The sequence below is a fragment of the Micromonospora sp. AMSO1212t genome (assembly GCF_008868145.1).
GTDB classification, from domain to species: domain Bacteria; phylum Actinomycetota; class Actinomycetes; order Mycobacteriales; family Micromonosporaceae; genus Micromonospora; species Micromonospora tulbaghiae.
This window is the reverse complement of record NZ_WBKS01000034.1, coordinates 1-26,288: the sequence shown is the minus strand read 5'-3', so window position 1 is coordinate 26,288 and position 26,288 is coordinate 1. Positions and strand designations below refer to the sequence as shown.

At 73.8% G+C, this 26,288-nt stretch carries 25 protein-coding genes and 1 riboswitch; of the genes, 17 read left to right on the top strand and 8 right to left on the bottom strand.

Translation table 11 applies throughout. From position 1 onward, the window contains the following. The 10 genes from F8279_RS11895 to F8279_RS11850 all read left to right on the top strand — a co-directional run bounded on the left by F8279_RS11895 (nt 1) and on the right by F8279_RS11850 (nt 9,373). Complete coding sequence (locus F8279_RS11895) at nt 1-978, top strand: zinc-binding alcohol dehydrogenase (RefSeq protein ID WP_151499945.1); 978 nt, start codon at nt 1-3, stop codon at nt 976-978. A 2-nt stretch (nt 979-980) separates the two neighbouring features. Continuing rightward, the gene (locus F8279_RS11890; RefSeq protein WP_091418448.1) at nt 981-1,379 is read left to right on the top strand and encodes a 6-carboxytetrahydropterin synthase; all 399 of its coding nucleotides are present in this window, start codon (nt 981-983) and stop codon (nt 1,377-1,379) included. 4 nt (nt 1,380-1,383) lie between these two features. Next, nucleotides 1,384-2,421, top strand: a complete 1,038-nt coding sequence (locus F8279_RS11885) for a glycosyltransferase family 4 protein (protein ID WP_091417386.1) — start codon at nt 1,384-1,386, stop codon at nt 2,419-2,421. Next, nucleotides 2,418-3,227 (top strand): class I SAM-dependent methyltransferase, encoded by an 810-nt coding sequence (locus tag F8279_RS11880; protein ID WP_091417389.1) that lies wholly within the window; start codon nt 2,418-2,420, stop codon nt 3,225-3,227. Before F8279_RS11885 ends, F8279_RS11880 begins: the two co-directional genes overlap by 4 nt. A gap of 138 nt (nt 3,228-3,365) precedes the next feature. Further along, a complete protein-coding gene (locus F8279_RS11875; protein ID WP_225853238.1) occupies nt 3,366-4,262 on the top strand; it encodes a lysylphosphatidylglycerol synthase transmembrane domain-containing protein in 897 nt (298 codons plus the stop codon). A gap of 69 nt (nt 4,263-4,331) precedes the next feature. Continuing rightward, entirely contained in the window at nt 4,332-4,961 is a 630-nt protein-coding gene (ribA, locus tag F8279_RS11870) for a GTP cyclohydrolase II (protein ID WP_091417396.1), read from the top strand. Beyond that, nucleotides 4,958-5,647, top strand: coding sequence for a RibD family protein (locus F8279_RS11865; protein ID WP_091417399.1), 690 nt, complete (start codon nt 4,958-4,960; stop codon nt 5,645-5,647). The genes ribA and F8279_RS11865 overlap by 4 nt, the downstream gene beginning before the upstream one ends. A gap of 107 nt (nt 5,648-5,754) precedes the next feature. Continuing rightward, entirely contained in the window at nt 5,755-7,434 is a 1,680-nt protein-coding gene (locus tag F8279_RS11860; RefSeq protein WP_091417402.1) for an extracellular solute-binding protein, read from the top strand. Next, a complete protein-coding gene (locus F8279_RS11855) occupies nt 7,431-8,456 on the top strand; it encodes a sugar ABC transporter permease (RefSeq protein WP_091417405.1) in 1,026 nt (341 codons plus the stop codon). The genes F8279_RS11860 and F8279_RS11855 overlap by 4 nt, the downstream gene beginning before the upstream one ends. Beyond that, complete coding sequence (locus tag F8279_RS11850) at nt 8,453-9,373, top strand: carbohydrate ABC transporter permease (protein ID WP_151499944.1); 921 nt, start codon at nt 8,453-8,455, stop codon at nt 9,371-9,373. Before F8279_RS11855 ends, F8279_RS11850 begins: the two co-directional genes overlap by 4 nt. A gap of 46 nt (nt 9,374-9,419) precedes the next feature. Here the strand turns inward: F8279_RS11850 and F8279_RS11845 are convergent, their stop codons facing one another. The 5 genes from F8279_RS11845 to F8279_RS11830 all read right to left on the bottom strand — a co-directional run bounded on the left by F8279_RS11845 (nt 9,420) and on the right by F8279_RS11830 (nt 13,754). Then, nucleotides 9,420-10,166 carry an amino acid ABC transporter ATP-binding protein gene (locus F8279_RS11845; protein ID WP_151499943.1) on the bottom strand — a complete coding sequence of 249 codons (747 nt, stop codon included), beginning with the start codon at nt 10,164-10,166 and terminating at the stop codon, nt 9,420-9,422. After that, nucleotides 10,163-10,939, bottom strand: coding sequence for an amino acid ABC transporter permease (locus tag F8279_RS11840; RefSeq protein WP_091417415.1), 777 nt, complete (start codon nt 10,937-10,939; stop codon nt 10,163-10,165). The genes F8279_RS11845 and F8279_RS11840 overlap by 4 nt, the downstream gene beginning before the upstream one ends. 38 nt (nt 10,940-10,977) lie before the next feature. Continuing rightward, entirely contained in the window at nt 10,978-11,832 is an 855-nt protein-coding gene (locus F8279_RS11835) for an ABC transporter substrate-binding protein (RefSeq protein ID WP_151499942.1), read from the bottom strand. 107 nt (nt 11,833-11,939) lie between these two features. Further along, the gene (locus tag F8279_RS30820) at nt 11,940-12,065 is read right to left on the bottom strand and encodes a hypothetical protein (protein ID WP_255474118.1); all 126 of its coding nucleotides are present in this window, start codon (nt 12,063-12,065) and stop codon (nt 11,940-11,942) included. Between the two features lie 33 nt (nt 12,066-12,098). After that, nucleotides 12,099-12,209, bottom strand: a riboswitch (SAM riboswitch). 69 nt (nt 12,210-12,278) lie between these two features. After that, on the bottom strand, nt 12,279-13,754 hold the full coding sequence (locus tag F8279_RS11830) for an NAD(P)/FAD-dependent oxidoreductase (protein ID WP_151499941.1): 1,476 nt from the start codon (nt 13,752-13,754) through the stop codon (nt 12,279-12,281). 180 nt (nt 13,755-13,934) lie between these two features. Between F8279_RS11830 and F8279_RS11825 the strand changes: the two genes are divergently transcribed. The 3 genes from F8279_RS11825 (at nt 13,935) to F8279_RS11815 (ending at nt 16,359) form a co-directional block, all read left to right on the top strand. Continuing rightward, on the top strand, nt 13,935-15,209 hold the full coding sequence (locus F8279_RS11825; protein WP_151499940.1) for a hypothetical protein: 1,275 nt from the start codon (nt 13,935-13,937) through the stop codon (nt 15,207-15,209). A 165-nt stretch (nt 15,210-15,374) separates the two neighbouring features. Then, nucleotides 15,375-15,827 (top strand): hypothetical protein, encoded by a 453-nt coding sequence (locus F8279_RS11820; RefSeq protein WP_151499939.1) that lies wholly within the window; start codon nt 15,375-15,377, stop codon nt 15,825-15,827. A 79-nt stretch (nt 15,828-15,906) separates the two neighbouring features. Beyond that, nucleotides 15,907-16,359, top strand: a complete 453-nt coding sequence (locus F8279_RS11815; RefSeq protein WP_151499938.1) for a DUF4383 domain-containing protein — start codon at nt 15,907-15,909, stop codon at nt 16,357-16,359. Between the two features lie 110 nt (nt 16,360-16,469). On the opposite strand, the gene F8279_RS11810 is transcribed toward F8279_RS11815, so the two are convergent. Then, entirely contained in the window at nt 16,470-18,995 is a 2,526-nt protein-coding gene (locus F8279_RS11810) for a hypothetical protein (protein ID WP_151499937.1), read from the bottom strand. Continuing rightward, nucleotides 18,992-20,326, bottom strand: a complete 1,335-nt coding sequence (locus F8279_RS11805; RefSeq protein ID WP_151499936.1) for an SWIM zinc finger family protein — start codon at nt 20,324-20,326, stop codon at nt 18,992-18,994. The genes F8279_RS11810 and F8279_RS11805 overlap by 4 nt, the downstream gene beginning before the upstream one ends. 59 nt (nt 20,327-20,385) lie before the next feature. Between F8279_RS11805 and F8279_RS11800 the strand changes: the two genes are divergently transcribed. After that, the gene (locus tag F8279_RS11800) at nt 20,386-20,928 is read left to right on the top strand and encodes a GNAT family N-acetyltransferase (RefSeq protein WP_151499935.1); all 543 of its coding nucleotides are present in this window, start codon (nt 20,386-20,388) and stop codon (nt 20,926-20,928) included. Between the two features lie 37 nt (nt 20,929-20,965). Further along, on the top strand, nt 20,966-21,376 hold the full coding sequence (locus tag F8279_RS11795) for a type II toxin-antitoxin system Phd/YefM family antitoxin (protein WP_120569545.1): 411 nt from the start codon (nt 20,966-20,968) through the stop codon (nt 21,374-21,376). A 44-nt stretch (nt 21,377-21,420) separates the two neighbouring features. On the opposite strand, the gene pgi is transcribed toward F8279_RS11795, so the two are convergent. After that, nucleotides 21,421-23,055, bottom strand: coding sequence for a glucose-6-phosphate isomerase (pgi, locus tag F8279_RS11790; protein WP_151499934.1), 1,635 nt, complete (start codon nt 23,053-23,055; stop codon nt 21,421-21,423). 247 nt (nt 23,056-23,302) lie between these two features. Between pgi and F8279_RS11785 the strand changes: the two genes are divergently transcribed. Both F8279_RS11785 and F8279_RS11780 read left to right on the top strand, forming a co-directional pair. Next, nucleotides 23,303-25,240 (top strand): ABC transporter ATP-binding protein, encoded by a 1,938-nt coding sequence (locus F8279_RS11785; protein WP_151499933.1) that lies wholly within the window; start codon nt 23,303-23,305, stop codon nt 25,238-25,240. 77 nt (nt 25,241-25,317) lie between these two features. Next, nucleotides 25,318-26,288 (top strand): aldo/keto reductase (locus F8279_RS11780; protein WP_151499932.1); only part of this gene is annotated, 971 nt, incomplete at its 3' end.

Sequence of the window (26,288 nt, the reverse complement as noted above, 5' to 3'; positions counted from 1 at the left end):
GTGACGGTCGACGCCCACGCGTTCTGGCTTCGCGCCCCCGGCGAGGGCGAGATCCGGCCGGTCCGGCTCGCCGCGCCGGGTCCAGGTGAGGTGCTGGTCCGTACCCGCTTCTCCGGCGTCAGCCGCGGCACCGAGACGCTCGTGTTCACCGGCCGTGTCCCGGCCGACCAGCACGACGCGATGCGCGCGCCGTTCCAGGAGGGCGACTTCCCGGCCCCGGTCAAGTACGGCTACCTGAGCGTCGGCACCGTCGAGGCGGGCGACGAGGGGCTGCTCGGCCGTACCGTCTTCTGCCTGTACCCGCACCAGAGCGCGTACGTGGTCCCGGCGGACGCCGTGACTGTCGTACCGGACGGTGTGCCGGCGGAGCGCGCGGTGCTGGCCGGCACCGTGGAGACCGCTGTGAACGCGCTCTGGGACGCCGCGCCGCTCGTCGGCGACCGCGTCACGGTGATCGGCGGCGGGATGGTCGGCTGCGCGGTCACCGCGCTGCTGGCCCGTTTCCCCGGCGTCCGGGTCGAACTCGTCGACGCCGACCCGGCCCGCGCCGAGGTGGCCGCCGCGCTCGGCGCCGACTTCGCCGCCCCGGCCGACGCGACCGGAGAGCGCGACCTGGTGGTGCACGCCAGCGCCACCTCCGACGGACTGCAACGCGGCCTGGAACTGCTGCGCCCCGAGGGCACGGTGCTGGAGCTGAGCTGGTACGGCGACCGGCCGGTCACGCTGGCGCTGGGCGGCGCGTTCCACTCCCGACGGCTGGGCATCCGCAGCAGCCAGGTCGGCACCGTGTCGCCCCGGCGGGCCGATCGCAGCTACGCCGACCGGCTCGCGCTCGCCCTGGACCTGCTGGCCGACCCGGCGTTCGACGCGCTGCTCACCGGCCGGTCCCGCTTCGACGACCTGCCCGACGTGCTGGACCGGCTCGCCTCTGGTGAGCTGCCGGCGCTGTGTCATCTCATCACCTACGGCGAGGAGTGATCGTGTTCAGCGTGACCGTCCGGGACCACATGATGGTCGCCCACAGTTTCCGCGGCGAGGTCTTCGGCCCGGCCCAGCGGCTGCACGGGGCGACGTTCGTCGTCGACGCCACGTTCCGCCGCGCCGAGCTGGACGACGACGGGATCGTGGTCGACATCGGGCTGGCCACCGGGCAGCTCAAGGCCGTGCTCGCCGAGCTGAACTACCGCAACCTGGACGACGAGCCCGCCTTCGCCGGGGTGAACACCACCACCGAGGTGCTCGCGCGGACGATCGCCGACCGGCTCGCCGACGCGGTGCACGACGGCCGGCTGGGGGAGGGCGCGCGCGGTCTGGCCGGGATCACCGTCACCCTGCACGAGTCGCACATCGCGTGGGCGAGCTACGAGCGGTCGCTCTGACCGGATGACAGCCGTCCACGTGGTGCTGCCGGGCGACATCGACGACCCGGCGGACCCCAGCGGCGGCAACGCCTACGACCGCCACGTCTGCCGGGGCCTGGCCGGGCGCGGCTGGACGGTACGCGAGCACCAGGTGCCGGGCGGCTGGCCGCACCCGGGGCCACGGGAACGCGCCGACCTGGCCGGGCTGCTCGGCGGGCTGCCCGACGGCGTTCCGGTGCTGCTGGACGGACTGGTCGCCTCGACCGTGCCGGACGTGCTCGCCCCGCACGCCGCGCGGCTGCGCCTGGTGATCCTGGTGCACCTGCCGATCGAGGGCGAGACGGAGGCGCGGTCGCTGGCGGCGGCCACCGCCGTGGTCGCCACCAGCGAGTGGACCCGCGATCGGCTGCTCGACCGCTACCGGTTGTCACCCGGACGGGTGACTGTCGCCCCGCCCGGCGTCGACCCGGCGCCCGTCGCCTCCGGCACGCCCGGCGGGGGACGGCTGCTCTGCGTCGCGGCGGTCACCCCGGTCAAGGGCCACGACGTGCTCGCCGCCGCGCTCACCGAGGTCGCGGACCTCGACTGGACCTGCGACTGGGTGGGTCCGCCGGACCGGGACCGGGCGTTCGCCGACCGGCTGCGCGCTCGGCTGACCGCCACCGGTCTCGGTGGCCGGGTCCGGCTCACCGGTCCACGCACCGGCCCCGACCTGGCCGCCACGTACGCCGCCACCGATCTGCTGGTTGCGCCCTCCCGGCGGGAGACGTACGGGATGGTGGTCACCGAGGCGTTGGCCCGGGGCGTACCGGTGCTGGCGAGCGACACCGGCGGCCTGCCGGACACGCTCGGGCACGCCCCCGGCGGCGACCGGCCCGGTCTGCTGGTGCCGCCGGGCGACCCGGGCGCGACCGCCGCGGCGCTGCGCCGCTGGCTCACCGATCCGGGCCTGCGGGACCGGCTGCGCCGCGCCGCCCGGCAGCGGCGGCACACCCTCACCGGCTGGCCGGTCACAGTGGACCGGCTGGCGACGGCGCTCAAGGAGGCGACCGAGGCATGACCACCTCACTCCCGCCCGGCTTCGCGGACTGGCTGCGGCTGCGCGAGCCCGCCGACGCGGCGGCCCGCAGCGCCGAGCTGGCCGACGCGGTCCGCGACCGGCTGCCCGCCGACCGGCCGCTCGTCGTGCACGACCTGGGCAGCGGCACCGGCTCGATGGCCCGCTGGCTCGCGCCCCGGCTGCCCGGCCCGCAACGCTGGGTGCTGCACGAACGCGACGCGGACCTGCTGGCGCTGGCCCGGGCCGGACGGCTCACCGCCGCCGACGGCGCCCAGGTCACCGTGACCACGCGTGGCTCCGACGTCACCCGGCTGACCGCCGCCGACCTGGCCGACGCCCACCTGGTCACCGCGTCCGCGCTGCTGGACATGCTCACCGCCGAGGAGGTCGAGCGGATGGTGGCGGCCTGCGCCGGTCACCCGACGCTGTTCGCGCTCACCGTGACCGGACGGGCCGAGTTCACCCCGCCGGACCCGCTCGACGCCGAGCTGACCGCCGCGTTCAACGCCCACCAGCGCCGTACCGTCGACGGACGGATCCTGCTCGGACCCGACGCGGTGGACGTCGCCGTGACCGCGTTCCGCCGCCACGGCGTCGAGACGCGCGTGCGGTCCACCCCCTGGCGGCTCGGCCCGGAGCAGGCGGAACTGGCCGCCGAGTGGCTCACCGGCTGGATCGGCGCGGCGGTCGAGGAACGACCGCATCTGTCCGGGCCCGCCGCGACGTATCAGAAGTGGCGGCTCACCGAGGCCGCCGCCGGCCGGCTCGAGGTGGTGCTGCATCACGCCGACCTGCTCGCCGGCTGAACCGTACCGGCCGTCGGCACGTGACAACCGGTGGGAACAAGGGAGGACCGTTTGTCACACGTCGCCGTTGCCGGACCCGTACCGGCCGTCACGCTCGCCCCGCGCCCGGCCCGGCCGGGCCGGGCCTGGGTACGCCCGCTGCTCGGGCTCGCGGTGCTCGCCGCGCTCGTCGCCTCGGTGGGCACCGGCCCGTTCCTGGCGGGGCTGCGGCTGATTGACGCGCCGGCGCTGGCCGCCGCGCTCGGCATCGGCGTGATCACCACCGTCTGCTGCGCCTGGCGCTGGTCGCTCGTCGCCGGTGGGCTGGGCGTACGCCTGCCGATGCGAGCCGCCGTGGCGCACTGCTACCGGGCGGTCTTCCTCAACTCCACGCTTCCCGGCGGCGTGCTCGGCGACGTGCACCGGGCGGTACGGCACGGACGCGACGCCGGCGACGTGGCCCGCGGCGTCCGGGCGGTGGTGTGGGAGCGCACCGCCGGGCAGGTGGTGCAGGTGGTCATCGCGGTGGCGCTGCTGGCCGCGTTCCCGTCGCCGGTGCGCCGGTACCTGCCGGTGCTGGCCGCCGTGCTGGCCGTGGTCGCGCTGGCGCTGGTGCTGGCCGCCCGCGCGGTGCCCCGCTCCGGGGCGTCCCGCTTCGCCCGGGCGGCCCGGACCGCGCTCGCCGACGTCCGCTCCGGAGTGCTGGGCCGCCGGACCTGGGCCGGTGTGGTGATCGCCTCGACAGTGGTGTTCGCCGGCCACCTGGCCACGTTCGTGGTGGCCGCGCGCACGGCCGGTGCGGACGCGCCGCTGTCGCACCTGCTGCCGTTGACGCTGCTCGCCCTGCTGGCCATGGCGGTGCCGCTGAACGTGGGCGGATTCGGGCCGCGCGAGGGGGTGGCCGCCTGGGCGTTCGCCTCGGCCGGGCTGACCGCCGCGCAGGGTGTGGCGACCGGCACGGTGTACGGCGCGCTGGTCCTCGTGGCCAGCCTGCCCGGCGCCGCGGTGCTGCTGGCACGGCGGACGCCCCGGCGCGAGCCCGGCAACTGTCGGTGATCCCGCCTACGGTGGGGGAGCGAGGTGTGCGTCGCCGGGTCCGCCCGGCGACCGGACGACAGGAGAACCATGGACGAAACGCTGCCCACCGCGACGGTCCGGACCCGCGTCACGGTTCCGCTCCGGTTCCCCGACGGCTACGTGACCACGGCCCGCGTGCACACCTTCCACGGTCTCGTCGACGGTCGCGAGCACCTGGCATTCGGGCTCGGTGAGCACGCCGACGCCGACCCGCCGCTGGTCCGCCCGCACAGCGAGTGCCTCACCGGGGACGTGTTCGGCAGCCAGCGCTGCGACTGCGGGCCGCAACTGCGCGAGGCGGTCGAGCGGATCGCCGAGGCCGGTGGCTACCTGCTCTACCTGCGGCAGGAAGGGCGCGGCATCGGCCTGTACGCCAAGCTCGACGCGTACGCGCTCCAGGACGGCGGCCTGGACACGTACGAGGCGAATCTGGCGCTCGGGCGCGGCGCGGACGAGCGCGACTACACGGTGGCCGCGCAGATGCTCGCCGCGCTGGGCGTGGACCGGGTGACCCTGCTCAGCAACAACCCGGACAAGGCGGCCCAGCTCGAACGGCTGGGCGTGACGGTGGCCGACCGGGTGTCCACCGGCGTGCACCTGTCGCCTGCCAACGCCGGTTACCTGGCGGCCAAGGTGACCCGCGCCGACCACGCCCTCGACCTGCCGTTCGTGCCGTGACCACCCGTCCGTACGTGCTGCTCAGCTGCGCGATGTCGATCGACGGCTACATCGACGACGCGACCACCGAGCGGCTGCTGCTGTCGAACGACGACGACCTGGACCGGGTGGACGCGATCCGGGCCGGGTGTGACGCGATCATGGTGGGCGCGGCCACAGTGCGCCGCGACGACCCCCGCCTGCTGGTGCGCAGCGAGCGCCGCCGCGCCGAGCGGGTGGCGCGCGGGTTGCCGCCGTCGCCGGTGAAGGTGACTGTCACCGGCAGCGGCGACCTCGACCCGCGGGCCCGGTTCTTCACCGTCGGCGACGGCCTCAAGCTGGTGTACTGCCCGACCGGCGTGGTGGACAAGGCCCGCGAGCAGGTGGGCGCGGTGTCGACAGTGGTCGACGCGGGCGAGCCGGCCACCCCGGAGGCGGTGGTGGCCGACCTGGCCGGGCGCGGGGTGACGCGCCTGATGGTGGAGGGCGGCGGCTCGATGCACCGCCAGTTCCTCACCGCCGGCCTGGCCGACGAGTTGCACCTGGTGGTCGCGCCGTTCTTCGTGGGGGACGGGCGGGCGCCGCGCTTCGTCGGGGACGGTCGCTTCCCGTGGCACCCGGGCCGTCGGGCCCGGGTGGTTGAGGTGCGCCAGATCGGCGACGTGGTCCTCACCCGCTACGCGCTGTCCGACCGCTGTCCGGCCTGACCGCCGTATCGATCCGGTCCGCCCTTGTGCAAGCTCACGGTCGTGATTAGTTTGTTGACCATCCATACGAACTAATCCACTGCGCTTCCCTTCCCGAAGGGGGACCGATGACCGCGCACCACCCCGACCCGGGCTCATCCCGCCGCCGCTTCCTCGGCCTGGTCGGCCTCGGCGTGGCCGCCACCGCCACCGGCCCGCTGCTCGCCGGCTGTTCGGAGAAGCCGGCCGGCTCCGGCGCCGCCCAGAACCTCGACGCCGTCTCCGGCCTGCTGCCCACCCGCAAGGACCTGCCCGGCGGCATCACACCTGACATCACGGGTACGCGCCCGGTGCCCGACGGCTACACCCGCTACCCGGCGAATCTGATCGACGCCGTCACCGACAAGCCCGGCACCAGCGGCAAGCAGGTCACCGCGATGACCCCCGCCTGGGGTCCGGCGCCGCCCGGCGTGGCACAGAGCGCCTACCTCCAGGCCGTGAACGCCGAGCTGGGCACGCCCGTCAACTTCACCATCCAGGACGGCAACACGTACGCCGACAAGCTCAACGCGATGCTCGGCGCGCGCGACGTGCCGGACCTGCTGTGCGTACCGGGGTGGGAGGTGGAGAAGATCCCGCGCTTCGCCGACGCCATCAAGGTGCTCTTCGAGGACCTGACCGACCACCTCAGCGGCGACGCCGCCGCCGCGTACCCGATGCTGGCGAGCTTCCCCACCGGGGCCTGGCGGCGGGCGGTCTGGAACGAGCGGCTCATGTCGGTGCCCAACCCCACCGACGGGCCGTTCCCGTGGGCGCTGTTCACCCGCAAGGACGTGCTCGACGCGCGTGGCCTGGCCGTGCCGGCGAACCTGGACGACCTGCTCGCCGCGGCCAAGCAGGTGACCGACCCGGCGCGCAAGGTGTGGGCGTTCAACGACGTCTTCGCCATGATCCAGATGTTCCACCGGGTGCCGGGCCACAAGGGCGGATGGCGGGTCAAGTCCGACGGCACCCCCGAGTTCAAGTACGAGACCCCGGAGTTCCGCCGCGCGCTGGAGGTGATGGCGAAGATCTACGCGGACGGCCTGGTCCACCCGGACATCGTGGCCAGCAAGGGCGCGGACGCCAAGCAGCTCTTCGCCAAGAACGGTGCGATCGTGTTCCTCCAGGACGGCGTCGGCTTCTGGCAGGGCGCCCAGGCCGAGCACCAGAAGACCAACCCCCGGCTCAACATCCAGCCGGTGCCGATCTTCTCCGCCACCGGCGGCGACCCGCTGGTCTGGGGCGACGACGAGCCGATCTCCTACACGTTCGTCAAGAAGGGCCTCGGCAAGGACAGGGTCCAGGAGCTGCTGCGGATCATCAACTGGTGCTCCGCGCCGCTGGGCAGCCAGGAGGCGCAGCTGCGGGACTTCGGCGTCGCCGGCAAGCATCACACCCCGTCGCCGAACGGGCCGGTGAAGACGGACCTGGCGTTCAAGGAGATCGCCAACCAGTACTTCTTCATCAGCGGCCGCAACCCCACCATCGGGCCGTTCCCGGACACCCCGCGCTTCGTGCCGGACGTGCTCGCGTACTCCAACGAGATGGTCAAGCACATGGAGCCCAACCCCTGGGCGGGGGTGAAGCTGGAGATGCCCGCCGCCTACAAGGCCAACCAGGTGCCCACCGAGGACAAGTTCACCGACGTGCTGCGCGGCCGCCGTCCGCTCGCCGACGTGGACGCCATCGTCAAGGAGTGGAAGGCGAACGGCGGCGAGGAGGCCCGCAAGCTGCTCGCCGACTCGCTGTCCAAGGAGGGCCGGTGAACGAGCCGGCCGTCCTGGCCGGGCCCGAACGGGCCCGGCCGGACGCGCCGGCCCCACCGGGCCGCCCGCCCCGCCGTCGCCCGTCCCGCCGCCGGGTGCCGCTGCGCACCCGGCTGCGCCGGGACTGGCAACTGCTCGCCATGGTGGCGCCCGGCTTCCTCGTGCTGCTGATCTTCAGCTACCTGCCGATCGCCGGCAACGTGATCGCGTTCCAGGACTACAACCCCTACCTGGGCGACAACCCGTGGCAGGCGTTCCTGCACAGCGACTGGATCGGATTCGGGCAGTTCCAGCTGCTGTTCGAAGACCCGGCGTTCTGGGACGCGTTCCGCAACACGCTGGCGATCACCGCGTTCCAGCTCGTCTTCTTCTTCCCGCTGCCGATCCTGCTGGCGATCACGCTGCACAACCTGCTGTCCAGCCGGCTGCGCGGGCTGATCCAGACCATCGTGTACCTGCCGCACTTCTTCAGCTGGGTGCTGGTGGTCACGTTCTTCGTGGCGATGCTCGGCGGGGCTGGGCTGCTCGCCCAGAGCATGCGCGAGGCCGGGCTGCAGCCGTGGAACGTGATGACCAATCCGGACACGTTCATCGTGCTGGTCACCGTCGAGGCGGTGTGGAAGGACGTCGGCTGGGGCACCATCGTCTTCCTGGCCGCGCTGTCCACCATCGACCAGAACCTCTACGAGGCCGCCGCCGCCGACGGCGCCGGCCGGTGGCGGCGGCTGTGGCACATCACGCTGCCCGGCCTGCGCCCGGTGATCGTGCTGCTGCTCATCCTGCGGCTGGGCGACGCGCTCTCGGTCGGGTTCGAGCAGTTCCTGCTGCAACGCGACGCCGTCGGCCGGCAGGCCGCCGAGGTGCTCGACACCTTCGTCTACCACTTCTCCATCGCCACCGGGAACTACGGCTACGGCGCTGCGGCCGGACTGTTCAAGGCCGTCATCGGGCTGGTGCTGATCCTGGCCGCGAACCGCGTGGCGCACATGCTCGGCGAACGAGGGATCTACTCGAAGTCATGACCACTCTCATCCGCCGGCCCTCCGGCGACCGATCCCGCCGGCCGGTGTGGCAGGAACCGCCCACACCGGTCGGTCAGGGGCTCAAGGCCGTCGTGCTCACCGTGCTGGTGGCGGGCGTGCTGTTCCCGCTCTGGGTGATCCTGGTGACCAGCCTCTCCTCCCGGGAGACCATCGCGCGGGCCGGCGGCCTGGTGGTCGTGCCCCGCGGCGTCGACACATCCGCGTACGAGACGATCTTCGCCGGTGGCGCGGTCACCCGGGCGCTGTGGATCAGTACGCTCGTCACAGTCTTCGGCACCGCCATCGCGCTGACGGTCACCGTGCTCGCCGCGTACGGGCTGTCCCGGCCGGGCACGCTGGGCCACCGCTGGCTGCTCGCGTACTTCCTGATCCCGTTCCTGGTCTACCCGCCGCTGGTGCCGCGCTACCTGGTGGTCACCGGGCTGGGCCTGAAGGACACCATCTGGGCACTGGTCCTGCCGCCGGCGATCAGCGTGTTCAACCTGGTCGTGGTGCGCGGGTTCTTCCAGGGCATCCCGTCGGAACTGCTGGACAGCGCCCGCATCGACGGCGCGAGCGACTTCCGTACGCTCGCGCGCATCGTGCTGCCGCTGTCCCGCGCGGTGATCGCGGTGGTCGGCCTGTTCTACGCGGTCAGCTACTGGAACGTCTGGTTCGACGCGCTGCTGTTCATCGACCGCAACGACATGTACCCGATCCAGCGGGTGCTCCAGAGCTACCTGCTGGCCGGGCAGGCCCCGCACACCTCCGGCGGCAGCAGCGGGGTGACCATGCCGCCGACCGAGGCGGTCAAGATGGCGGTGGTGGTGCTGACCGTCGCGCCGATCGTCGCTGTCTACCCGTTCATCCAGCGGCACTTCGTCAAGGGCGTGCTGATCGGCGCGGTGAAGGGCTGAGGCGGCGCCTCACCGCGCGCCGGGCGCGTCAGAGCACCTGGGCGCGTCAGAGCACCTGGGACAGGAAGCGTCGCAAACGGGGGTGCTCCGGCGCCTCGAACACCGCCTCCGGCGGCCCGGCCTCCAGCACCACGCCCGCGTCCATGAACGCCACCGTGTCGGCGACGCTGCGCGCGAACCCCATCTCGTGCGTCACCACGACCATGGTCATGCCGGCGGCGGCCAGGTCCGCCATCACCGCGAGCACGCCCTTGACCAGCTCCGGGTCCAGCGCGCTCGTCGCCTCGTCGAACAGCATCACCTGCGGGCGCAGCGCGAGCGCCCGCGCGATGGCGACGCGTTGCTGCTGGCCGCCGGAGAGCTGCGCCGGCCGCGCGTCGGCCTTGCCGGCCAGACCGACCAGGTCGAGCTGGGCGCGGGCGAGCGCCACCGCCTCGTCCTCGCCGAGCTTCTTGAGCTTGCGCAGCGCCAGCGTGATGTTGCGCAGCACGCTCAGGTGCGGGAACAGGTTGAACTGCTGGAACACCATGCCGATGCGCTGGCGCAGCGCGTCCGGATCGTCGCGCAGCACGCTGCGCCCGTCCAGCAGCACGTCGCCCCGGTCCGGTTCGATCAACCGGTTGATGGTGCGCAGCAGCGTCGACTTGCCGGAGCCGGACGGGCCGATCACGCAGGCCGCCCGGCCCCGGGCCACGTCGAGGTCCGCGCCGCGCAGCACCCGGTGCGCGCCGAAGGCCAGGTGCACGTCGCGGACGGCCAGGCTGACCGGGGTCGTGGTGGTGGTGGTGGTCATCGCGGTTCCCTTCCGGACGGGGTGACGTCGACCGGCTCGGCGTCGGGCTCGGGCTCGGGCGGCGCGGCCGGCCGGCCCTGCCGCAGGCGTCGGTCCAGCCAGTTGACCGCGTGGGTCAGCGGCACGGTCAGCAACAGGTAGAACAACCCGGCCAGCAGCAGCGCGGACTGGTTGCCGGTGTTGGCCGCGTAGTCCTGCCCGATCCGGAACAGCTCCCGCTGGCTGGCCAGCAGGCCGAGGAAGTAGACCAGGCTGGAGTCCTTGATCAGCGCGATGAGCTGGTTGACCCACGCGGGCAGCACCCGGCGTACGCCCTGCGGGATGATCACCAGGCGCATCGCCTCGCCCCAGGAGAAGCCGAGCGCCCGCGCGCCCTCCAACTGGGCGGCCTCCACGCTCAGGATGCCGGCCCGGAAGATCTCACCCAGGTAGGCGGCGGCGATCAGGGACAGCGCCAGCACGCCCAGCGGATACGGGTTCGGGCCCCACACCTGCATGCCCAGCGGCGCCAGGCCCACGCCGATGAGCAGGATTGTCGCCGCGGCCGGCAGGCCGCGGAACACGTCGGTGTAGACCCGCGCCGGCCACCGCAACCATCGGGTACGCGAGATGCCGGCGACGGCCAGCAGCATGCCCAGCACCGAGCCGAGCAGGGCGGCGGAGACCGCCAGGGTGAGCGTGTTGGGCAGCCCGACGGTGAGCATCTCGGGCAGCGCCTCGCGCATCGAGTCCCAGTCGAAGAACGTCTCCCACAGCGTGCTCAGTGGATCCATGTCCGCTCCGTCCGCCCCGCTCGTGCTCGGTTACCGGTTCAGGAGGCGGCCGACGGCGACGGCACCGCCACCGACCCGCTGCCCGGCTTGAAGTCGGCCGGGATCGGCCGCCCCGGGTAGTACTCGGCCTGCAGGCGGCTCCACGTGCCGTCGGCGATCACCTCGTCCAGGCCCTTGTTCAGCGCCTCGCGCAGCTTGTCGTCGCCCTTGGCCACCGCGTACGCGGTCGGGGTGGGGCTGAGCTGCTTCGCCGCGACCTTGATCTTGCCGTTGCTGTCGGCGGCGGACTTGTCGCCGATCTCGGCCGGGGCGATCCAGGCGTCGGCCGTGCCGGCCTTGAGCTGGTTGATCGCGCTGTTGTAGTCCGGCACCCGCACCGGGTCGAGGTTCTGCTTGGTGGCGTAGTCGTCCTGCACGGTGCCCTGGACGACCACGACCCGCTTGCCGGTGAGCTGGTCGAACCCGGTGATCGAGGAGCCGGCGGGCACGTCCAGGCCGAAGTAGCCGAAGTCGTAGCCGTTGCCGAAGTCGACTGTCTTCTTCCGCGCCTCGGTGATCGTGATCGAGGAGCTGCCCACGTCGAACTTGCCGCTGTTGACCTGGGCGAGCAGGCCGGAGAAGTCGGTGCCGACGAACTCCACCTTCAGGCCGATCTTGTCGGCCACGGCACGCAGCAGCTCGTTGTCGAAGCCGGTGAACTTCCCGTCCTTGAGGAAGACGTTCGGCGGGGCGTCGGTGAGCGTGCCGGCGCGGATCACGCCGGGATGGAGCAGGCCGTACGGGTTGTCGGCCGCGGCGGTGTCGTCGTTGCCGCAGGCCGTGAGCGCGGTGACGGCGAGCAGGGCGGCCGCGCCGACGGCGGCGGCACGGGTCAGGACGGTACGGAAACGCACGATGTCTCTCCAGAGTGGATGGACGCGCGGCGCGCGTCGACGCCGGCCCGCCGGACGGACGGCCGGGCCGGAGAAGGGTGGATCGGGGAAAGGAGGGTGGCGTTCGCTCAGCGCGCGAGGCGACAGGCGTCGCTGCACACCCGCATCAGGTCGACGTGACGGCGCTTGACCAGCGCGAAGCGGGCCGGGTACGCGGCGACGTCGCCGGAGGGGGTGGAGGTTGGTGCAGACATCGGTCTCCCTGGTCTGTTGCTGACCTGGGTGCCAGGCCACGCTTGCACCGGCGGCTGCCGGTGCCTGGTCTTCACCCGGGGCACCCCACCGCGGAGGAGGGTTGCCGGCCAGCGAGCCGGGGCTTCGCGCTGGCGCTCATGACCTGCCCAGAAGGCTAGCAGCACCGCCGTGGCTGCCGTCCAGCCGTTATGACCACCCTCACGCCCGGGGCCTTACCGCCGGGCCGGGACGACCGGCGCGTCCCGGCCGGTGCCGTGCCGCGACGGGCTGCGCTGCTCGTGGTAGTCCTGCTCCACGTTGACGGTCCAGACGTCGTGCTCCGCGCCGTGCGCGATGTTCTCCGCGGTCAGCATCGCCGTCAGCATCGAGTGGTCGGCGTTGTTGTACCGGTGCATGCCGTTGCGGCCGACCGGGTGCACGTTCGGCACGTACGCGGCCAGCCAGTCCCGGATCACGTCGACGTTGTGCTGGTACCGCTCGTCGTAGACCGGGTAGGCCTTCGGCATCCGGACCACGTAGCCCGCCTCCACGCACCCGGGCTTGACCAGGCCCAGCCGCTCCAGCTCGGCGGTGGCGAACCCGACCAGTTCGGCGTCCGGCGTCCGCCACATCTCGTCGCCCTCGAACACGAAATACTCCAGCCCCAGGCAGGTCCGCCCGTCCTTGACCAGGTACGGCGACCACGAGCCGAAGTTCTGGATCCGGCCCACCCGGGCCGCCGGGTCGTGCACGTAGATCCAGTTGTCCGGGAACGAGAACTCCTCCGGCACCACCAGCGCCACGGTCAGGAAGTCCCGGTACCGCAGGTCGTCGGCGGCGGCCCGCACCTCGGGCGGCGCCTCCGGGCGCATCGCCCGCACCAGCGCGGAGATCGGCATCGAGGAGATCACGTGCGCGGCCGGCTCCGTGCGCTCCCCGCCGGCGTCGGCCACCGTCACCGCGGTGGCCCGCCGCGCGGCCGGATCGCGGTGCACCTCGGTCACCCAGGCGCCGGTACGCACCGTGCCGCCGCGCTTGGCGACCTCCTCGGCGCAGCGCTCCCACATCATCCCCGGGCCGTGCTTCGGGTACTGGAACTCCTCGATCAGGCTGGTCACGTCCGTGCGGTTGCGCCGGGGCAGCAGCGCGTTGCGCATCGCCGTCGCCAGCGACAGGTTCTTGATCCGCTGGGCGGCCCAGTCGGCCTGCAACCGATCCGCCGGCATCCCCCAGACCTTCTCCGTGTACGTCTTGAAGAAGATCGAGTAGAGCCGCCAGCCGAACCGCGCCGACACCCACCCCTCGAAGTGCGACTGGTCCTTCGGCGGGCGCAGCCGGGCCCGGCCGTACGAGCCCAGACAGCGTGCCGCCTCCAGCAGCCCGAGGTTGCGCAGCGCGTTCCCGGCGTTGAGCGGGTAGTCGAACAGCGCGCCCCGGTAGTAGATCCGGCTCATCCGCGGCCGGAGCAGGAAGTCCTCGTCCGGCAGGATCTCGTGCCAGAAGTCCTCGACCCGGGCCACCTTCGTGAAGAAGCGGTGCCCTCCGATGTCGAACCGCCAGCCGTCACGCTCCACCGTCCGGCTGATCCCGCCGACCACGTCGTCGGCCTCGTAGACCCGGACCGGCCGACCGTGCCGCAGCAACTCGTACGCGGCGGTCAACCCGGCCGGTCCCGCCCCGATGATCACGGTTCCGTCGCCGTCACCCATGCCGTCCGCGCCCCCCGCCTGCCGATGCGGCAGCGCGCTTACCCACCCTGACGGCGTCCTCACCTGCCGGTCCGCACCGATTCGCGACGGCTGCGCGGGTGTGGACCGGTCCGGACGGGGAACGCGCACCGGGTTTTGCAGCCGGGCGAGTCGGCCCGAGGGCCGGACAGTGGGAGCGCGATGGCGGACGAACGGCGGGTCGACCCCGACGGCGCGGCCCTGCCCGACCGCGCGGCCGGCGGCGGGGCGCGCGCCGGGCGTACCCGGTGGTGGTCGCGGGCGGTCTCGGTCGCCCGCCGGGTGCCCGAACCGTGGGGGTTCGTGCTCGCCGTCTTCGTCGGCTCGAAGCTCGTGCTCACCCTGGTCGGCGTGCTGGTGCTCACCGCCTGGGACGGCGTGCCCGGCGCGCCGCCGGCCGCCGAGACCGGCATGCGGGAGCAGCAGGACGCGATCTCGTCGCACCGCTGGATCTCGCTCTGGTTCGCCTGGGACTCGTTCCTCTACGACCACCTGGCCCGGCTGCCGCTGGACCGGCCCTGGACCGACTTCGGCTTCCCGCTGCTCTACCCGTTCCTGGCCCGGCCGCTCGCGCCGCTGCTCGGCGGGCACACCGCCTGGGCCCTGCTGCTGGTCAGCAACGTGGCGCTGGTGTTCCAGCTCTACTTCGCGTACCGGCTGGGGGGCCGGCTGCTCGGCGGCGCCGGACCGGACGACGGCCGGCGAGCGGTCCGGTACCTGCTGCTCCTGCCGACGGCGTTCCTGTTCCAGGCGGCGCTCACCGAGTCGCTGTTCGTCTGCCTCGCGCTGGCCGCCTTCTGGTACGCCGAGCGGAGCCGCTGGCTGCTCGTCGGCGTGATCGGTTACTTCCTGGCAATGAGCCGCTCGGTCGGCTTCCTCGTGGTGGTGCCGCTGGCGCTGGTGCTGCTGCGCGAGCACGGCTGGCGGGCCGGACCCCGGGCGTGGCCGCGCCTGCTGCGCCAGGGCTGGCCGCTGCTGCTGGTGCCGGCGGGCTGGCTGACGTTCATGGCGTTCTGCCGCTGGCAGAGCGGCGACTGGTTCGCCTACCAGCACGCCCAGGAGACCGGCTGGGGGATCCGGCTGCAGAACCCGCTGGGAGTGGCCGGTTCCGCGCTGTTCGGCGGCAACTCCGCCGACGCGCTGCGGGTCTGGATCGCGGTGGCGATGGTGACGGTCGCGGCCGTCGGGCTGCGCCGCCGGGCCGACTGGCCGTACCTGGCCTACACGCTGGTCATGGTGCTGGTGCCGCTGTCGATGGGGCCGCCGGTGTACAAGAGCCTGCTGCGCTACCTGCTGGCCGCCTTCCCGGTCGCGTTCGTGCTGGCCCGCTGGGCGCGGCGGCCCGGCCTCGACGGCTGGCTCGCCGCCGCGCTGGCGCTGCTCCAGGGCGCGTTGTTCGCGGTCTGGCTCACCTACTGGACCCACCTGATCATCTGACCGCCGCCCCTCGGCCATCGCCGTCGCCGTCGCGGTCGCCGTCGCCGTCGCGGTCGCCGTCGCCGTCGCGGTCGCCGTCGCCGTCGCCGTCGCGGTCGCCGTCGCCGTCGGCGTGGCCGTGGCCGCTGTCCGGCGGGACGGCCGGGCGGGCCGCAGAATGGGCGGATGACCGACCGGCGGGTGACCCTGGACGACCTCGGCGCGTGGTTGATCAAGGGCAACGCCGATGCGGCGGACCTGACGGCCCGTTTCGCCGCCGACCCGCGCGTGACCGGCTGGTGCGTCCGCCCCGGCTACCGGGTACGCCTGATGCGCGCCGGCCAGCCGGTGGTGTTCTGGGCCAGCGGCAGCCGGGGCCGGGTGCCGTACGGCGTCTGGGGAGTCGGCCGGATCGCCGCCGCTCCCGAGCCCGGTGCGCCGGGCCGGCCGTGGACCGCGCCGCTGGACCTGACGATCGTGGACGAGCCGCTGCGGGTACGCCGCGACCTGCTGCGGGCCGACCCGCGGCTGGCCGGCGCGGAGGTGTTCCGGCAACCGCAGGCGGCGAACCCGTCCTACCTGACCGTGGCCCAGTTCGAGGCGCTGCGCGGCTACCTGCCCGTCCGGCCGAGTTGCTGATCTCGATCCGGGGACCCGGACGGTTTCGGCTTCCCGGCCGCCGTGGGCGCGGAAGACTTCGGCAACGGAGGTGTCAGTCATGGCCGGTTCTTCCCGCGTCGCCCGTACCGCGCCCGCGTCCCCGGTACGCCGGGCCGCCCAGGTGGTCGGCATCGTCTTCCTGGTGGTGGGCGTGCTGGGGTTCATCCCCGGCATCACCACGAACTACGACACGATGATGTTCGCCGGGCACGAGTCACGGGCGAAACTGCTGGGCCTGTTCCAGGTGTCGGTCCTGCACAACATCGTGCACCTGCTCTTCGGCGTGGCCGGGCTGGCGCTGTCCCGGACGGTCTCCGGCGCCCGGGCGTACCTGATCGGCGGCGGTGCCATCTACCTGGTGCTCTGGCTCTACGGCCTGGTGATCGACCACGACAGCGGCGCCAACTTCGTGCCGCTCAACGGCGCCGACAACTGGCTGCACCTGTTCCTCGGCGTCGGCATGATCGCCCTCGGGGTGGCGCTCACCCGCCGCCCGGCGCGCCGCGCCTGACAGTCCGCCGGGCGCGCTGACAGCCGGGCTGGGGTGCCGTGCCTGACGGCCGGGCCGGCGCGCGTCCGCGTACCGGCCCGCTGCCCGTTCGAAGGTGACGAGGCGCCGGTTCAGACGGCCAGGGCGGCGGTGAGCCGACGGGCCTCGGCGACCAGCCGGCTGCTGCCGCCCCGGGCCACCACGTCGGCCAGCCCGGGCACGTCGATCCGGACGCCGGTCGCGGTCGCTGCCTCCGCCGCCAGCGCGAGCAGGTCCGGCGTGCCCCGGGGTGGCGTCGGCCCGGCCAGCAGCGGCGTCAACGCCGACGCGAGCAGCCGCCAGACGCTCAGCCGGGCACCCGCCGCGACCGCGTCGCGCAGCGGGGTCACCGCCCGGGTGAGGATCACCTGCCCCTGCGCGCCCAACTCGCCCAGATGCCCGCCGACCGCTGGCGCGTCCAGGTCACCGGCGGCGGCCAGGATCAGCAACGCGTCGAGCGCGCCCACCCGGTCCGCCTCGTGCCGGGCACACAGCCCGTACGCCAGCGCCAGGTCCAGCGCGGGGCCACCAGCGCCCGTGCAGTCGGCCAACGCCGGCAGGACCGCGCCCGGCCCCGCGACGTCCTCCTGCGCGGTCGTGGCGACCTCGGCCAGGACGTGCGCGGCCACCACGCCCCGATGCCCGGGCAGGACGGTCGGCCACAGGTGGCCGGCGTCGAAGACCCGGCGGCCGATCGCCGAGGGCCGCACAGTGAGCAGGCCGAACCGGTCGTCCACGTCGGCCGGTGGCGTGAGCGCGACGAGCCGCCGTCGTTCCGGCAACTGGTCGTAGCTCCAGTCGTGGCGGCCGGACCGGTCCCGCCGGCCCACAGTTACCACCTCCTGCACCGGCGCCGGCACGCCGCCGCCGCGCAGCCAGGCCGCCAGCTCGACGCCGCCCGGCGTGCCGAGCGCCTCGGCGCGGGCCGCAAGCGGCTCATCGACCCCGGCCGGCAGGCGCAACAGCGCCTGCGCGTAGTCCCACCGCCAGTACGGCCGGTCGCCGAGCGCCGCCAGCCGCTCGTAGAGCACACTCGGTTCGACCGCCCCGGTGGCCGAGGTGGGCGCGGACAACAGCCCCGGATCGTCACGGCCGTCCAGGCGCTGCCCGGCCTCGGCCAGCCGGAGGCGGTAGAGCCACATCGGCGCGGGGCGGCCGGAGGCCACTGCGGCAGGCCCGCCGCCGGCCGTAGCCAGCGTCGAGGCCCAGCCGTCTCGGCGCCGGGTGGCGTCCCCGATACGCGCGACGAACAGCAGCAGCCGGTCGATCTCGAACGAGGGGTCGGACCGGGCCCAGATGTGCTCGTACTCGGCCACCCGCTCCCGGCGCAGCACCGGCGCCAGCGCGACCTCGAGACGGTCGCGGTCACGGGTGCCCAGCCGCAGCAGCCCGTCCATGACCCGTTCCAGCACCGAGGCCGGCCACAGCCCGCGCAGTGTCGCCGCCACCTCCTCCACCAGCTCGTCCACGTCGGCGATCGGCGGCGGCGCGGCCGGCGCCGGCAGCGGCGGCGGCAGGTCGTCGCGAGCCTCGACCACCGTGGCTACGGCAACCGGCCGGTGGCCGTGCCGCCGCGCCAGCGTCAGCGCGCGTTCGCGCAGGCCGGCGTCCGGGTGGTCGGCCGCCACGGCGAGCACCGCGCCGATCTCCGGGGCCTGGTCGGGGTGCTGCCGGGCCAGCCGGTCGAGCCAGGACACCTGCGCCCGGACCAGCGCCTTCTCCGGCCGGGCCAGCACCGTCCGGGCGGCCTCCCACAGCGCCTCCGGCTCGGCGGCGTCACCGGCCTCCCGCAGCGTCCGCTGGGCGGCGCGGGCCACCGGGCCGGGGCCGTCGGCGAGCAGCCGCAGATAGGCGCTCGACCGCACCGCCACCTCGTCCGGAGTCGGCGCGAGCAGGTCGTGCAGGATCAGGAACGGGCGCAGCGCGCCCGGCCGGTCGCCGCGCAGCAGCCGGCCGAGGACGCCGTTGAGCAGCACCGCCCGGTCGAGCCGGCCCTCCGCGGCCAGCGCCGCCAGTGCCCGTGGCAGCGCCTCCGCGCCGGTGCCGTCGCCGCGGGCCAGCTCGGTGCCCACGCCGTCCACCTCGAACAGGCGCGGCAACAGCGCGTCGAGGAACGGGTCCGCCCGCAGCCGGTCCACAGTCGGCGGGCGGGTTCCGCGCGGATCCGGCCAGCCCTGCGCGGCGGCCCACCCTCGCACGAAGTCGTCCCCCGTCGGCGGCGGCGCCTTCTCCGCCAGCAGGAGACCGGCGACGAACCGCCAGCCCGCGACCATCCGATCCCGGGGTAGTCGGTCGGCCAGCTTGTACGCCACGTCGGCCAGCCAGGTCACCCCGCGCTCCCGGGCGACGTCGACCACCGGTGCCGCGTCGACGCCGCTCAGCCAGACCGAGCGGCGGCCGAGCAGCGCGGCCACCTTCGTCGGGGTGCTCAGCGTCCCCACCGCGGCCACCGCCAGCGTTGCCGCCTCGCCCTGCCACCACCAGGCGTCCCGCCTGTGGCGCACCTCGGCGACCAGCTCGTCGCCGAGCGCCCGCCGGGCCGGTTCGTCCAACCCGGCCAGGGCCGACCGGACCTCCGACATCCTGCCGCGCACCACCGCCTCGGCGAAGCCGGTCACGACAGTGCCTCCACCGGCGCCGCGACCATCGACACGGCCAGCGCGTGCCGGCACGGCCCTCGCTGCCCGCGGTGCCGTGCCCACCAGCGGCAGGTGCAGGAGTGCGCGCCGTCCGGGTGCCGGCGTACCCGGTAGACCTCGGCGTCGGTGCGTACCGTCGCGTCCTCGCCGTCGCGCTCGACCGCGCCCCGCTCGACCAGCGCACGCGCGCCGACCAGCCGCGGGTTGTCCCGCTCCACGCGGCCCGCGTCGTAGGGCATCACCCGGTGGAAGTACGCCCCGTCCGCCACGTCGTAACCGACCCGCCCGGCGGTGCCCAACTGGGCGAGCGCGGCGCGCACCCGTTCGTCGGGCAGCGCGGAGGCGTCGGCAAGCGCGGCCACGTCGATCGTCGGATCCCAGTTGAGCAGCGCGCCGACCAGCTCCGCGTCGTCGACCACGTCGTCGCCCGCGAGCGCCGCCAGGGCCGCCCCCTCGCCGGAGAAGCCCCGGTACGGCTCGGGGGACAGCGTCAGCGACAGCCGCAGCGCGCCGGTCTCCAGCTCCCACGTGCTCGGCACGGCGGGGGAGCCGGCCCGCACCGCCGGGCCGTACACCCGCAGGGTGCGCGCGTGCCGCAGCACACCGCGCAGCGCCGCGAGCCGGCCCGCGCCGGCCAGGCAGACCGCGCCGGGCACCGGGCGGGAGGTCAGCCGCAGCGTACGCCCGGCGGGCACCGCCCACAGCACGCTCCGGTCGTTCGCGGCGGGCAGCCGGCGCAGGAACGTCGCCGCCTGCGCCGCCGCGATCTCGGCGCGCGGCTCGAAGCCGGCGGTGAGCACGTGCACCTCGGCGAAGCCGCGCAGCCAGCGGCCGGGCAGCGGCACCTTCCGCTCGACCACCGAGCCGTCCATGGTGGAGACCGTCAGGTCGTCCGGGCCGACCGCCACGTGCAGCGGCTCGATGCCGCCCACCCGGGCCAGCGCCTCCCGCAACGGCGGGTTCACGTCCACGTTCGTGGTGCCGTGGCCGCTGATCTCCCCGTCGAGCCCGGCCGGCAGGACGTCCATCCGCGCGTACACCCCGCAGCAGCCGGAGAACGACTCGAACCGCAGGCGACCCCGGCTGCCGGTGACCACCGGGTCCAGGCTGGCCGGGTTGACCGGCTGGTGGTAGCGGGTGCGGGCCACCTCGGCGACGGCGAGCAGCCCGGCCGCCGACGCGGCCGGGGCGGTGAGGAACCCGGCGAAGAAGCGCGGGTTGGCCGCCGGGCCGCCGCAGGTCTGCAGGTCGAGACCGGCGGCGCGCAGCGCGGACGGCTGAAGGTATCGGTACGTCTGGACGGCGTTCACGGCGCAGACCGTAGAGGGACCGACCGACAAAACGGCGACGGTCCTGCTAGCTTCCTCGGATGTTCGCCCACGCCCTCACCGACGACGCCGAGCTGCGTCCACTGTCGCCCTGGCACGCCGACGAGTTCCTGGCCAACCTCGACCGCTGCCGCGACCACATCTCGCCCTGGGTCGGCGCGTCCTTCGTCGCCACCGACGCCCAGTCGGCCCGCAAGGTCCTCCAGGCGTACGCCGACCGGTGGGCCCGCGACGACGGCGGCATCTGGGGCATCTGGCAGCGCGGCACGCTCGTCGGCGGCGTGCTGTTCGTGTCGCTGAGCACCGATCGCGGGGTGTGCGAGGCCGGCTGCTGGCTGGAACCCGGCGCCGAGGGGCAGGGCCTGGTCACCCGCGCCGCCCGCTTCGTCATCGACTGGGCGGTGCGGGAGCGTGGCATCCACCGCGTCGAGTGGGTCACGAAGGCCGGCAACGAGCGCAGCGTCGCCGTCGCGCGGCGGCTCGGCATGAGCCGCGACGGCGTCATGCGCGGAGCCGCACCGACGCCCGACGGGCGCGCCGACCTGGAGGTGTGGTCCGTGCTGGCACCGGAGTGGACCGCCTGACCGGGAATTTGTCGTACCCGGACGTGAACATGTGTCCATGGCTGTCCCCGCACTGGCCGACCGGTCCCCCCAGCCGCGCGCCCTGCCGCTGCGCGAGGTCCGCACCCGGCTCACCCAGCTCGTCTCCCTGGCCGAGCTGACCGACACCGTCACGCTCGTCACCCGCGACGGCGATCCCCGGCCGGTCGCCGCGATCGTGCCCGCGTCCGCCGCCCGCACCGGGGCCCAGGCCCGCGCCGACGCCGAACGCGTCGCCGCGATCAGCGCCGGCTGGGCCCGCCGCCTGGAGGAGCTGCACCGGCAGTCCAGCCGGCGGCACGCCGCCGAGCTGCGGGCGCTAGCCGACGCGCTCGCCGAGGCGTGGGCCGAACTCGACCGCCGCGCCCCGGCCGGCGACGCGGCGCTGACCCGGCTGCGCGCCGCGCACGCCGACCTGCTGCGCCGCTGACCCGTGGCGTCCCGCCGTGTACGCGGGACGCCACGGGCGTGCGGTCAGCTCCGGCCGCGCTCGGCCCGGTAGCGTCGGATCAGCTCGGCGGTCGAGGTGTCCACGTCGGCCAGGTCCGGGTCCGGGCCGGTGAGCTTCGGCGCGAGCTGGTTGGCCATCACCTTGCCCAGCTCCACGCCCCACTGGTCGAAGGCGTTGATGTCCCAGATCGCGGCCTCGGTGAACACGATGTGCTCGTAGAGCGCGATCAGCTGGCCGAGCGTCGCCGGGGTGAGCTTCGGCGCCAGGATCGATGTGGTCGGGTGGTTGCCCGTCATCACCCGGTGCGGCACCACCTCGGGCGCGGTGCCCTCGGCCTCCACCTGCTCCCGGGTGCGCCCGAAGGCCAGCGCGGCGGTCTGGGCGAAGAAGTTCGACATGAACAGGTCGTGCATGTCGCCCAGGTCGTGGTTGGGCCGGCTGAACGCGATGAAGTCCGCCGGGACCAGCCGGGTGCCCTGGTGGACGAGCTGGTAGAAGGCGTGCTGACCGTTGGTGCCCGGCTCACCCCAGAAGATCTCCCCGGTCGGGTACGTCACGGGGGAGCCGTCGACGCGTACCGACTTGCCGTTGCTCTCCATGGTGAGCTGCTGGAGGTAGGCCGGGAACCGGTGCAGGTACTGCGAGTAGGGCAGCACCGCGTGGGTCTCCGCGCCGAGGAAGTCGGTGTACCAGACGTTGAGCAGGCCGAGCAGCGCCGGCACGTTGCGCTCCACCGGAGCGGACCGGAAGTGCTCGTCGACCGCGTGGTAGCCGGCCAGCATCTCGCGGAACCGGTCCGGTCCGATCGCCAGCATGACCGACAGGCCGACGGCCGACGGCAGCGAGTAGCGTCCGCCCACCCAGTCCCAGAAGCCGAACATGTTCTCCGGGTCGATGCCGAAGTCCCGGACCCGCTGCTCGTTGGTGCTGACCGCGACGAAGTGCCGGGCGACCGCGTCGTCGTCCGCGTCCAGCCCGGCGAGCAGCCAGCGCCGCGCCTGGTCGGCGTTGGCGAGCGTCTCCTGGGTGGAGAACGTCTTGGACACCACCACGAACAGCGTGCTCGCCGGGTCCAGGTCGACGGTCTTGTCGTGGATGTCGGTCGGGTCGATGTTCGAGACGAATCGGCAGCTGATGCCCGCGTCCCGGTACGCCTTCAGCGCCTCGTACGCCATCACCGGCCCGAGGTCGGAGCCGCCGATGCCGATGTTGACCACTGTGGTGATCCGCTCCCCGGTGTGGCCGCGCCACGAGCCGGAGCGCACCCGCTGCGCGAACGCCGCCATGCGGTCCAGCACGGCGTGCACGTCGGCGACCACGTCCTGGCCGTCCACGGTGAGCGAGGCGTCCGGGGGCAGGCGCAGCGCGGTGTGCAGCACCGCCCGGTCCTCGGTGACGTTGATGTGCCGGCCGGCGAACATGGCCGCGATCCGGTCGGTCAGTCCGACCCGCTCGGCGAGCGCGCCGAGCAACGCGACCGTCTCGTCGGTGACCAGGTTCTTGCTGTAGTCAACGTGCAGGTCGGCGACCTCACCGGTGAGCCGCTCACCCCGCTGCCCGTCGGCGGCGAACAGGTCGCGCAGGTGCGTGCCGCGCATCGCCTCGGCGTGCTTGCGCAGCGCCTGCCATTCGTCGGTGGTGGTGACGTCCACAGCCATCGGGTCGATCTTCTCCTTCACGACGGGCGGTCGGCCGGCCTGCGCCGGCGAACCCCACAAGCCTGCCACCCGGACCGGTCGCGCGCGACGCGACCCGGCCGCGATCACCGTGTGGGCGGGTGTTTCCGGCCACCGCTCCGGGACACGCCGTTGGGACGTCTGTACGACACGCCGGTTACTGAGTGACATCCTTCGATAGCGGACCGTAGTATCCAGCGTTGCTGCCCGAACGCGTCGAGGGGGTGCCATGGCCGGGGTGATCCGTCCACGTCCGCCGTCCGAGCCGGAGGAACCGGTAGGGGAGACGACCCTGCCCGAGCTCGTCGATCCGCACTGGATGCACCGGGCCACCGAACTGGCCCACACCGGCTTCTGGTCGGTGGCGCGCCGGTTGCCCGCGCTGATCCGCGAGGCGATCAGTCTCGCCTGGGCGACCAGCCGCCGGGACACCGCCGCCTCGCTGGGCCTCAACGTCGCCGCCGGCGTGCTCACCACGCTGGGCCTGCTCGCCACCACCGGAGTGCTCCACCAACTGTTCGCGGCGGGTCCGACACCGGACCGGATCCGGGCGGCGCTGCCCGCCCTGGCAGTGGCGGCGGCCGCCGTCGCCGGGCGCGGCGCGCTGACCATCGCCGCCGGATGGGCGCAGGCCCGGCTCGTACCGCAGATCAACTTCACAGTGGAGCGGCGGCTGTTCGAGACGACGTCCGCCGTGGAACTGGCGGCCTTCGACGACGCCGGCTTCGCCGAGGAGATGGACCGCGCCCGCGACCGGGGACTGGCCGAGGCGGGCTCCCTGGTCGACGACACGGTCAACCTGGTCACCGGCGTGGTCGGCGTGATCGCCACGGCCACCGCCGTGACGATCATCCACCCGCTGCTGCTGCCCTGCCTGGTCGTCGCCGCCGCGCCGGAGGCGGTGACGGCGGTGCGGATGGCCCGCCGCCAGCACGTCGACTGGCTCGCCCGCATCACCCGGCGGCGACGCAAGTGGATGCTGGGCGACCTGATGGCCAACCGGCACACCGCGGCCGAGATCCGCGTCTACCAGATGCGCGACTTCCTGCTCTCGGAATACCACCTCATGACGCGCCTGGAGACCCGCGCCGAGCTGCGCCTCGCCCGGGCGCAGACGGTCACCCGGGCGATCGGCCTGTCCATCACGGGCGTCGCCACGTTCGGGCTCTACGTGGTGCTGGGCGCGTTGCTGGTGGGTGGTGTGGTGGCGCTCGCGGCAGCGGCCACCGCGCTGCTCGCGCTCCAGTCCGCGCGGACGAGCCTGCGCACGGCGGTCTTCGCCACCAACTCGCTCTACGAGGACGCCCTCTACTACCAGGACTACCGCGACTTCCTGGACCGGGCGACGCGGCGGATCCCGGCGGGCGGGCACCTGCCGGTCGCCGGGTTCACGCGCATCGACGTCGAGCGGGTCAGCCTGCGCTACCCGGACACCGACACGGCGGCCGTCGACGAGGTGAGTCTGACGGTCCGGCGCGGCGAGGTGATCGCGCTGGTGGGAGAGAACGGCTCCGGCAAGACCACGCTCGCCAAGCTGATCGCCGGCCTCTACCGTCCCACCGGCGGCACGATCCGATGGGACGGCGTGGACGCCGCCGAGCTGGACCCCCGGCAGACCGCCGCCCAGGTCGCGGTGATGAGCCAGGACTGGTGGAAGTTCCCGTTCACCGCCCGCCAGAACATCCGGGCCGGCCGCCACGACCGCGTCGGCGGGCCCGGCCCCAGCGTCGAGACCGCCGCCCGCGACGCCGCGGCGCACGACATGATCAGCGAGCTGCCGTTCGGGTACGACACGCTGCTCGACCGGCAGTTCAAGAACGGGCAGGACCTGTCCGGCGGGCAGTGGCAACGGCTGGTGGCCGCCCGCGGGCTCTACCGCGACGCCCGGCTGCTGATCTGCGACGAGCCGTCCGCCGCGCTGGACGCACGTGCCGAGCACGCCCTCTTCCAGCACCTGCGTCGGCACCCGGACCGGGCCGTCGTGCTGATCACCCACCGGCTCGCCAACGTCCGGCACGCCGACCGGATCCTCGTGATGGACCACGGCCGGCTCGTGCAGTCAGGTGACCACGACACGCTGATGGCCCAGGGTGGGCTCTACCGCGAGCTGTTCGAGTTGCAGGCGGCCGGCTACCTCGCCGGCAGCGCGGAACCCGCCGACGGTTGACCTCCAGCGCACTCGAACTCCTACCGTGACCGGACCGCGCGCCACCCGGCCGGCGCGGTGCAACCCAGGGAGTTCACATGCGCTATCGCGTCCTCGGCGGCACCGGCATCGAGGTCAGCGTCCACTGCCTCGGCACCATGATGTTCGGCGCGGTCGGCAACCCCGACCACGACGACTGCGCCCGCATCGTCCACGCGGCACTGGACCGCGGGATCAACTTCGTGGACACCGCCGACATGTACTCGGCCGGCGAGTCGGAGGAGATCGTCGGCAAGGCCCTGCGCGGCCGGCGCGACGACGTGGTGCTCGCCACGAAGGTGCACTTCCCGATGGGGGAGGGGCCCAACCGCGGCGGCAACTCGCGACGCTGGATCGTCCGGGCGGTGGAGGACAGCCTGCGCCGGCTGGGCACCGACTGGATCGACCTCTACCAGGTGCACCGTCCGGACCACACCACCGACGTCGAGGAGACGCTCGCCGCGCTCACCGACCTGGTCCGGGCCGGGAAGATCCGCGCGTTCGGCTGCTCGACCTTCCCGGCCGAGGAGATCGTGGAGGCGCACCACGTCGCCGACCGGAGGGCGCTCGGCCGGTTCCGCACCGAGCAGCCGCCGTACTCGATCCTGGCGCGCGGCGTCGAGGCGTCGGTGCTGCCGGTCTGCCGCCGCTACCGGATGGGCGTGCTGGTGTGGAGCCCGCTGGCCTCCGGGTTCCTGTCCGGCCGGTACCGGCAGGGCCGGCCCGTCGACCTCGGCGCCGGACGGCCGGCGCTCACCCCGGCCCGGTTCGACCCGGCGCTGCCCGGCAACGCCGCGAAGTACGCCGCCGTCGAGGACCTGGTCACGCTCGCCGGCGAGGCGGGCTGCACGCTGCCGCAGCTCGCCGTGGCGTTCACCGCCGCGCACCCGGCGGTCACCTCGGCCATCATCGGGCCGCGCACGATGGACCAGCTGGACGCGCTGCTGGCCGGGGCGGAGCTGACGCTCGACGACGCGGTGCTGGACCGGATCGACGAGATCGTCCCGCCCGGCGTGAATCTCTACCAGCC

Bases quoted from the DNA above. Each gene is read 5' to 3' on its own strand.
- F8279_RS11885 (WP_091417386.1), top strand. From the start codon at position 1,384: ATGACAGCCGTCCACGTGGTGCTGCCGGGCGACATCGACGACCCGGCG.
- F8279_RS11880 (WP_091417389.1), top strand. From the start codon at position 2,418: ATGACCACCTCACTCCCGCCCGGCTTCGCGGACTGGCTGCGGCTGCGC.
- ribA (WP_091417396.1), top strand. From the start codon at position 4,332: ATGGACGAAACGCTGCCCACCGCGACGGTCCGGACCCGCGTCACGGTT.
- F8279_RS11860 (WP_091417402.1), top strand. From the start codon at position 5,755: ATGACCGCGCACCACCCCGACCCGGGCTCATCCCGCCGCCGCTTCCTC.
- F8279_RS11850 (WP_151499944.1), top strand. From the start codon at position 8,453: ATGACCACTCTCATCCGCCGGCCCTCCGGCGACCGATCCCGCCGGCCG.
- F8279_RS11845 (WP_151499943.1), bottom strand. From the start codon at position 10,166: ATGACCACCACCACCACCACGACCCCGGTCAGCCTGGCCGTCCGCGAC.
- F8279_RS11840 (WP_091417415.1), bottom strand. From the start codon at position 10,939: ATGGATCCACTGAGCACGCTGTGGGAGACGTTCTTCGACTGGGACTCG.
- F8279_RS30820 (WP_255474118.1), bottom strand. From the start codon at position 12,065: ATGTCTGCACCAACCTCCACCCCCTCCGGCGACGTCGCCGCGTACCCG.
- F8279_RS11830 (WP_151499941.1), bottom strand. From the start codon at position 13,754: ATGGGTGACGGCGACGGAACCGTGATCATCGGGGCGGGACCGGCCGGG.
- F8279_RS11825 (WP_151499940.1), top strand. From the start codon at position 13,935: ATGGCGGACGAACGGCGGGTCGACCCCGACGGCGCGGCCCTGCCCGAC.
- F8279_RS11820 (WP_151499939.1), top strand. From the start codon at position 15,375: ATGACCGACCGGCGGGTGACCCTGGACGACCTCGGCGCGTGGTTGATC.
- F8279_RS11815 (WP_151499938.1), top strand. From the start codon at position 15,907: ATGGCCGGTTCTTCCCGCGTCGCCCGTACCGCGCCCGCGTCCCCGGTA.
- F8279_RS11800 (WP_151499935.1), top strand. From the start codon at position 20,386: ATGTTCGCCCACGCCCTCACCGACGACGCCGAGCTGCGTCCACTGTCG.
- F8279_RS11795 (WP_120569545.1), top strand. From the start codon at position 20,966: ATGGCTGTCCCCGCACTGGCCGACCGGTCCCCCCAGCCGCGCGCCCTG.
- pgi (WP_151499934.1), bottom strand. From the start codon at position 23,055: ATGGCTGTGGACGTCACCACCACCGACGAATGGCAGGCGCTGCGCAAG.
- F8279_RS11785 (WP_151499933.1), top strand. From the start codon at position 23,303: ATGGCCGGGGTGATCCGTCCACGTCCGCCGTCCGAGCCGGAGGAACCG.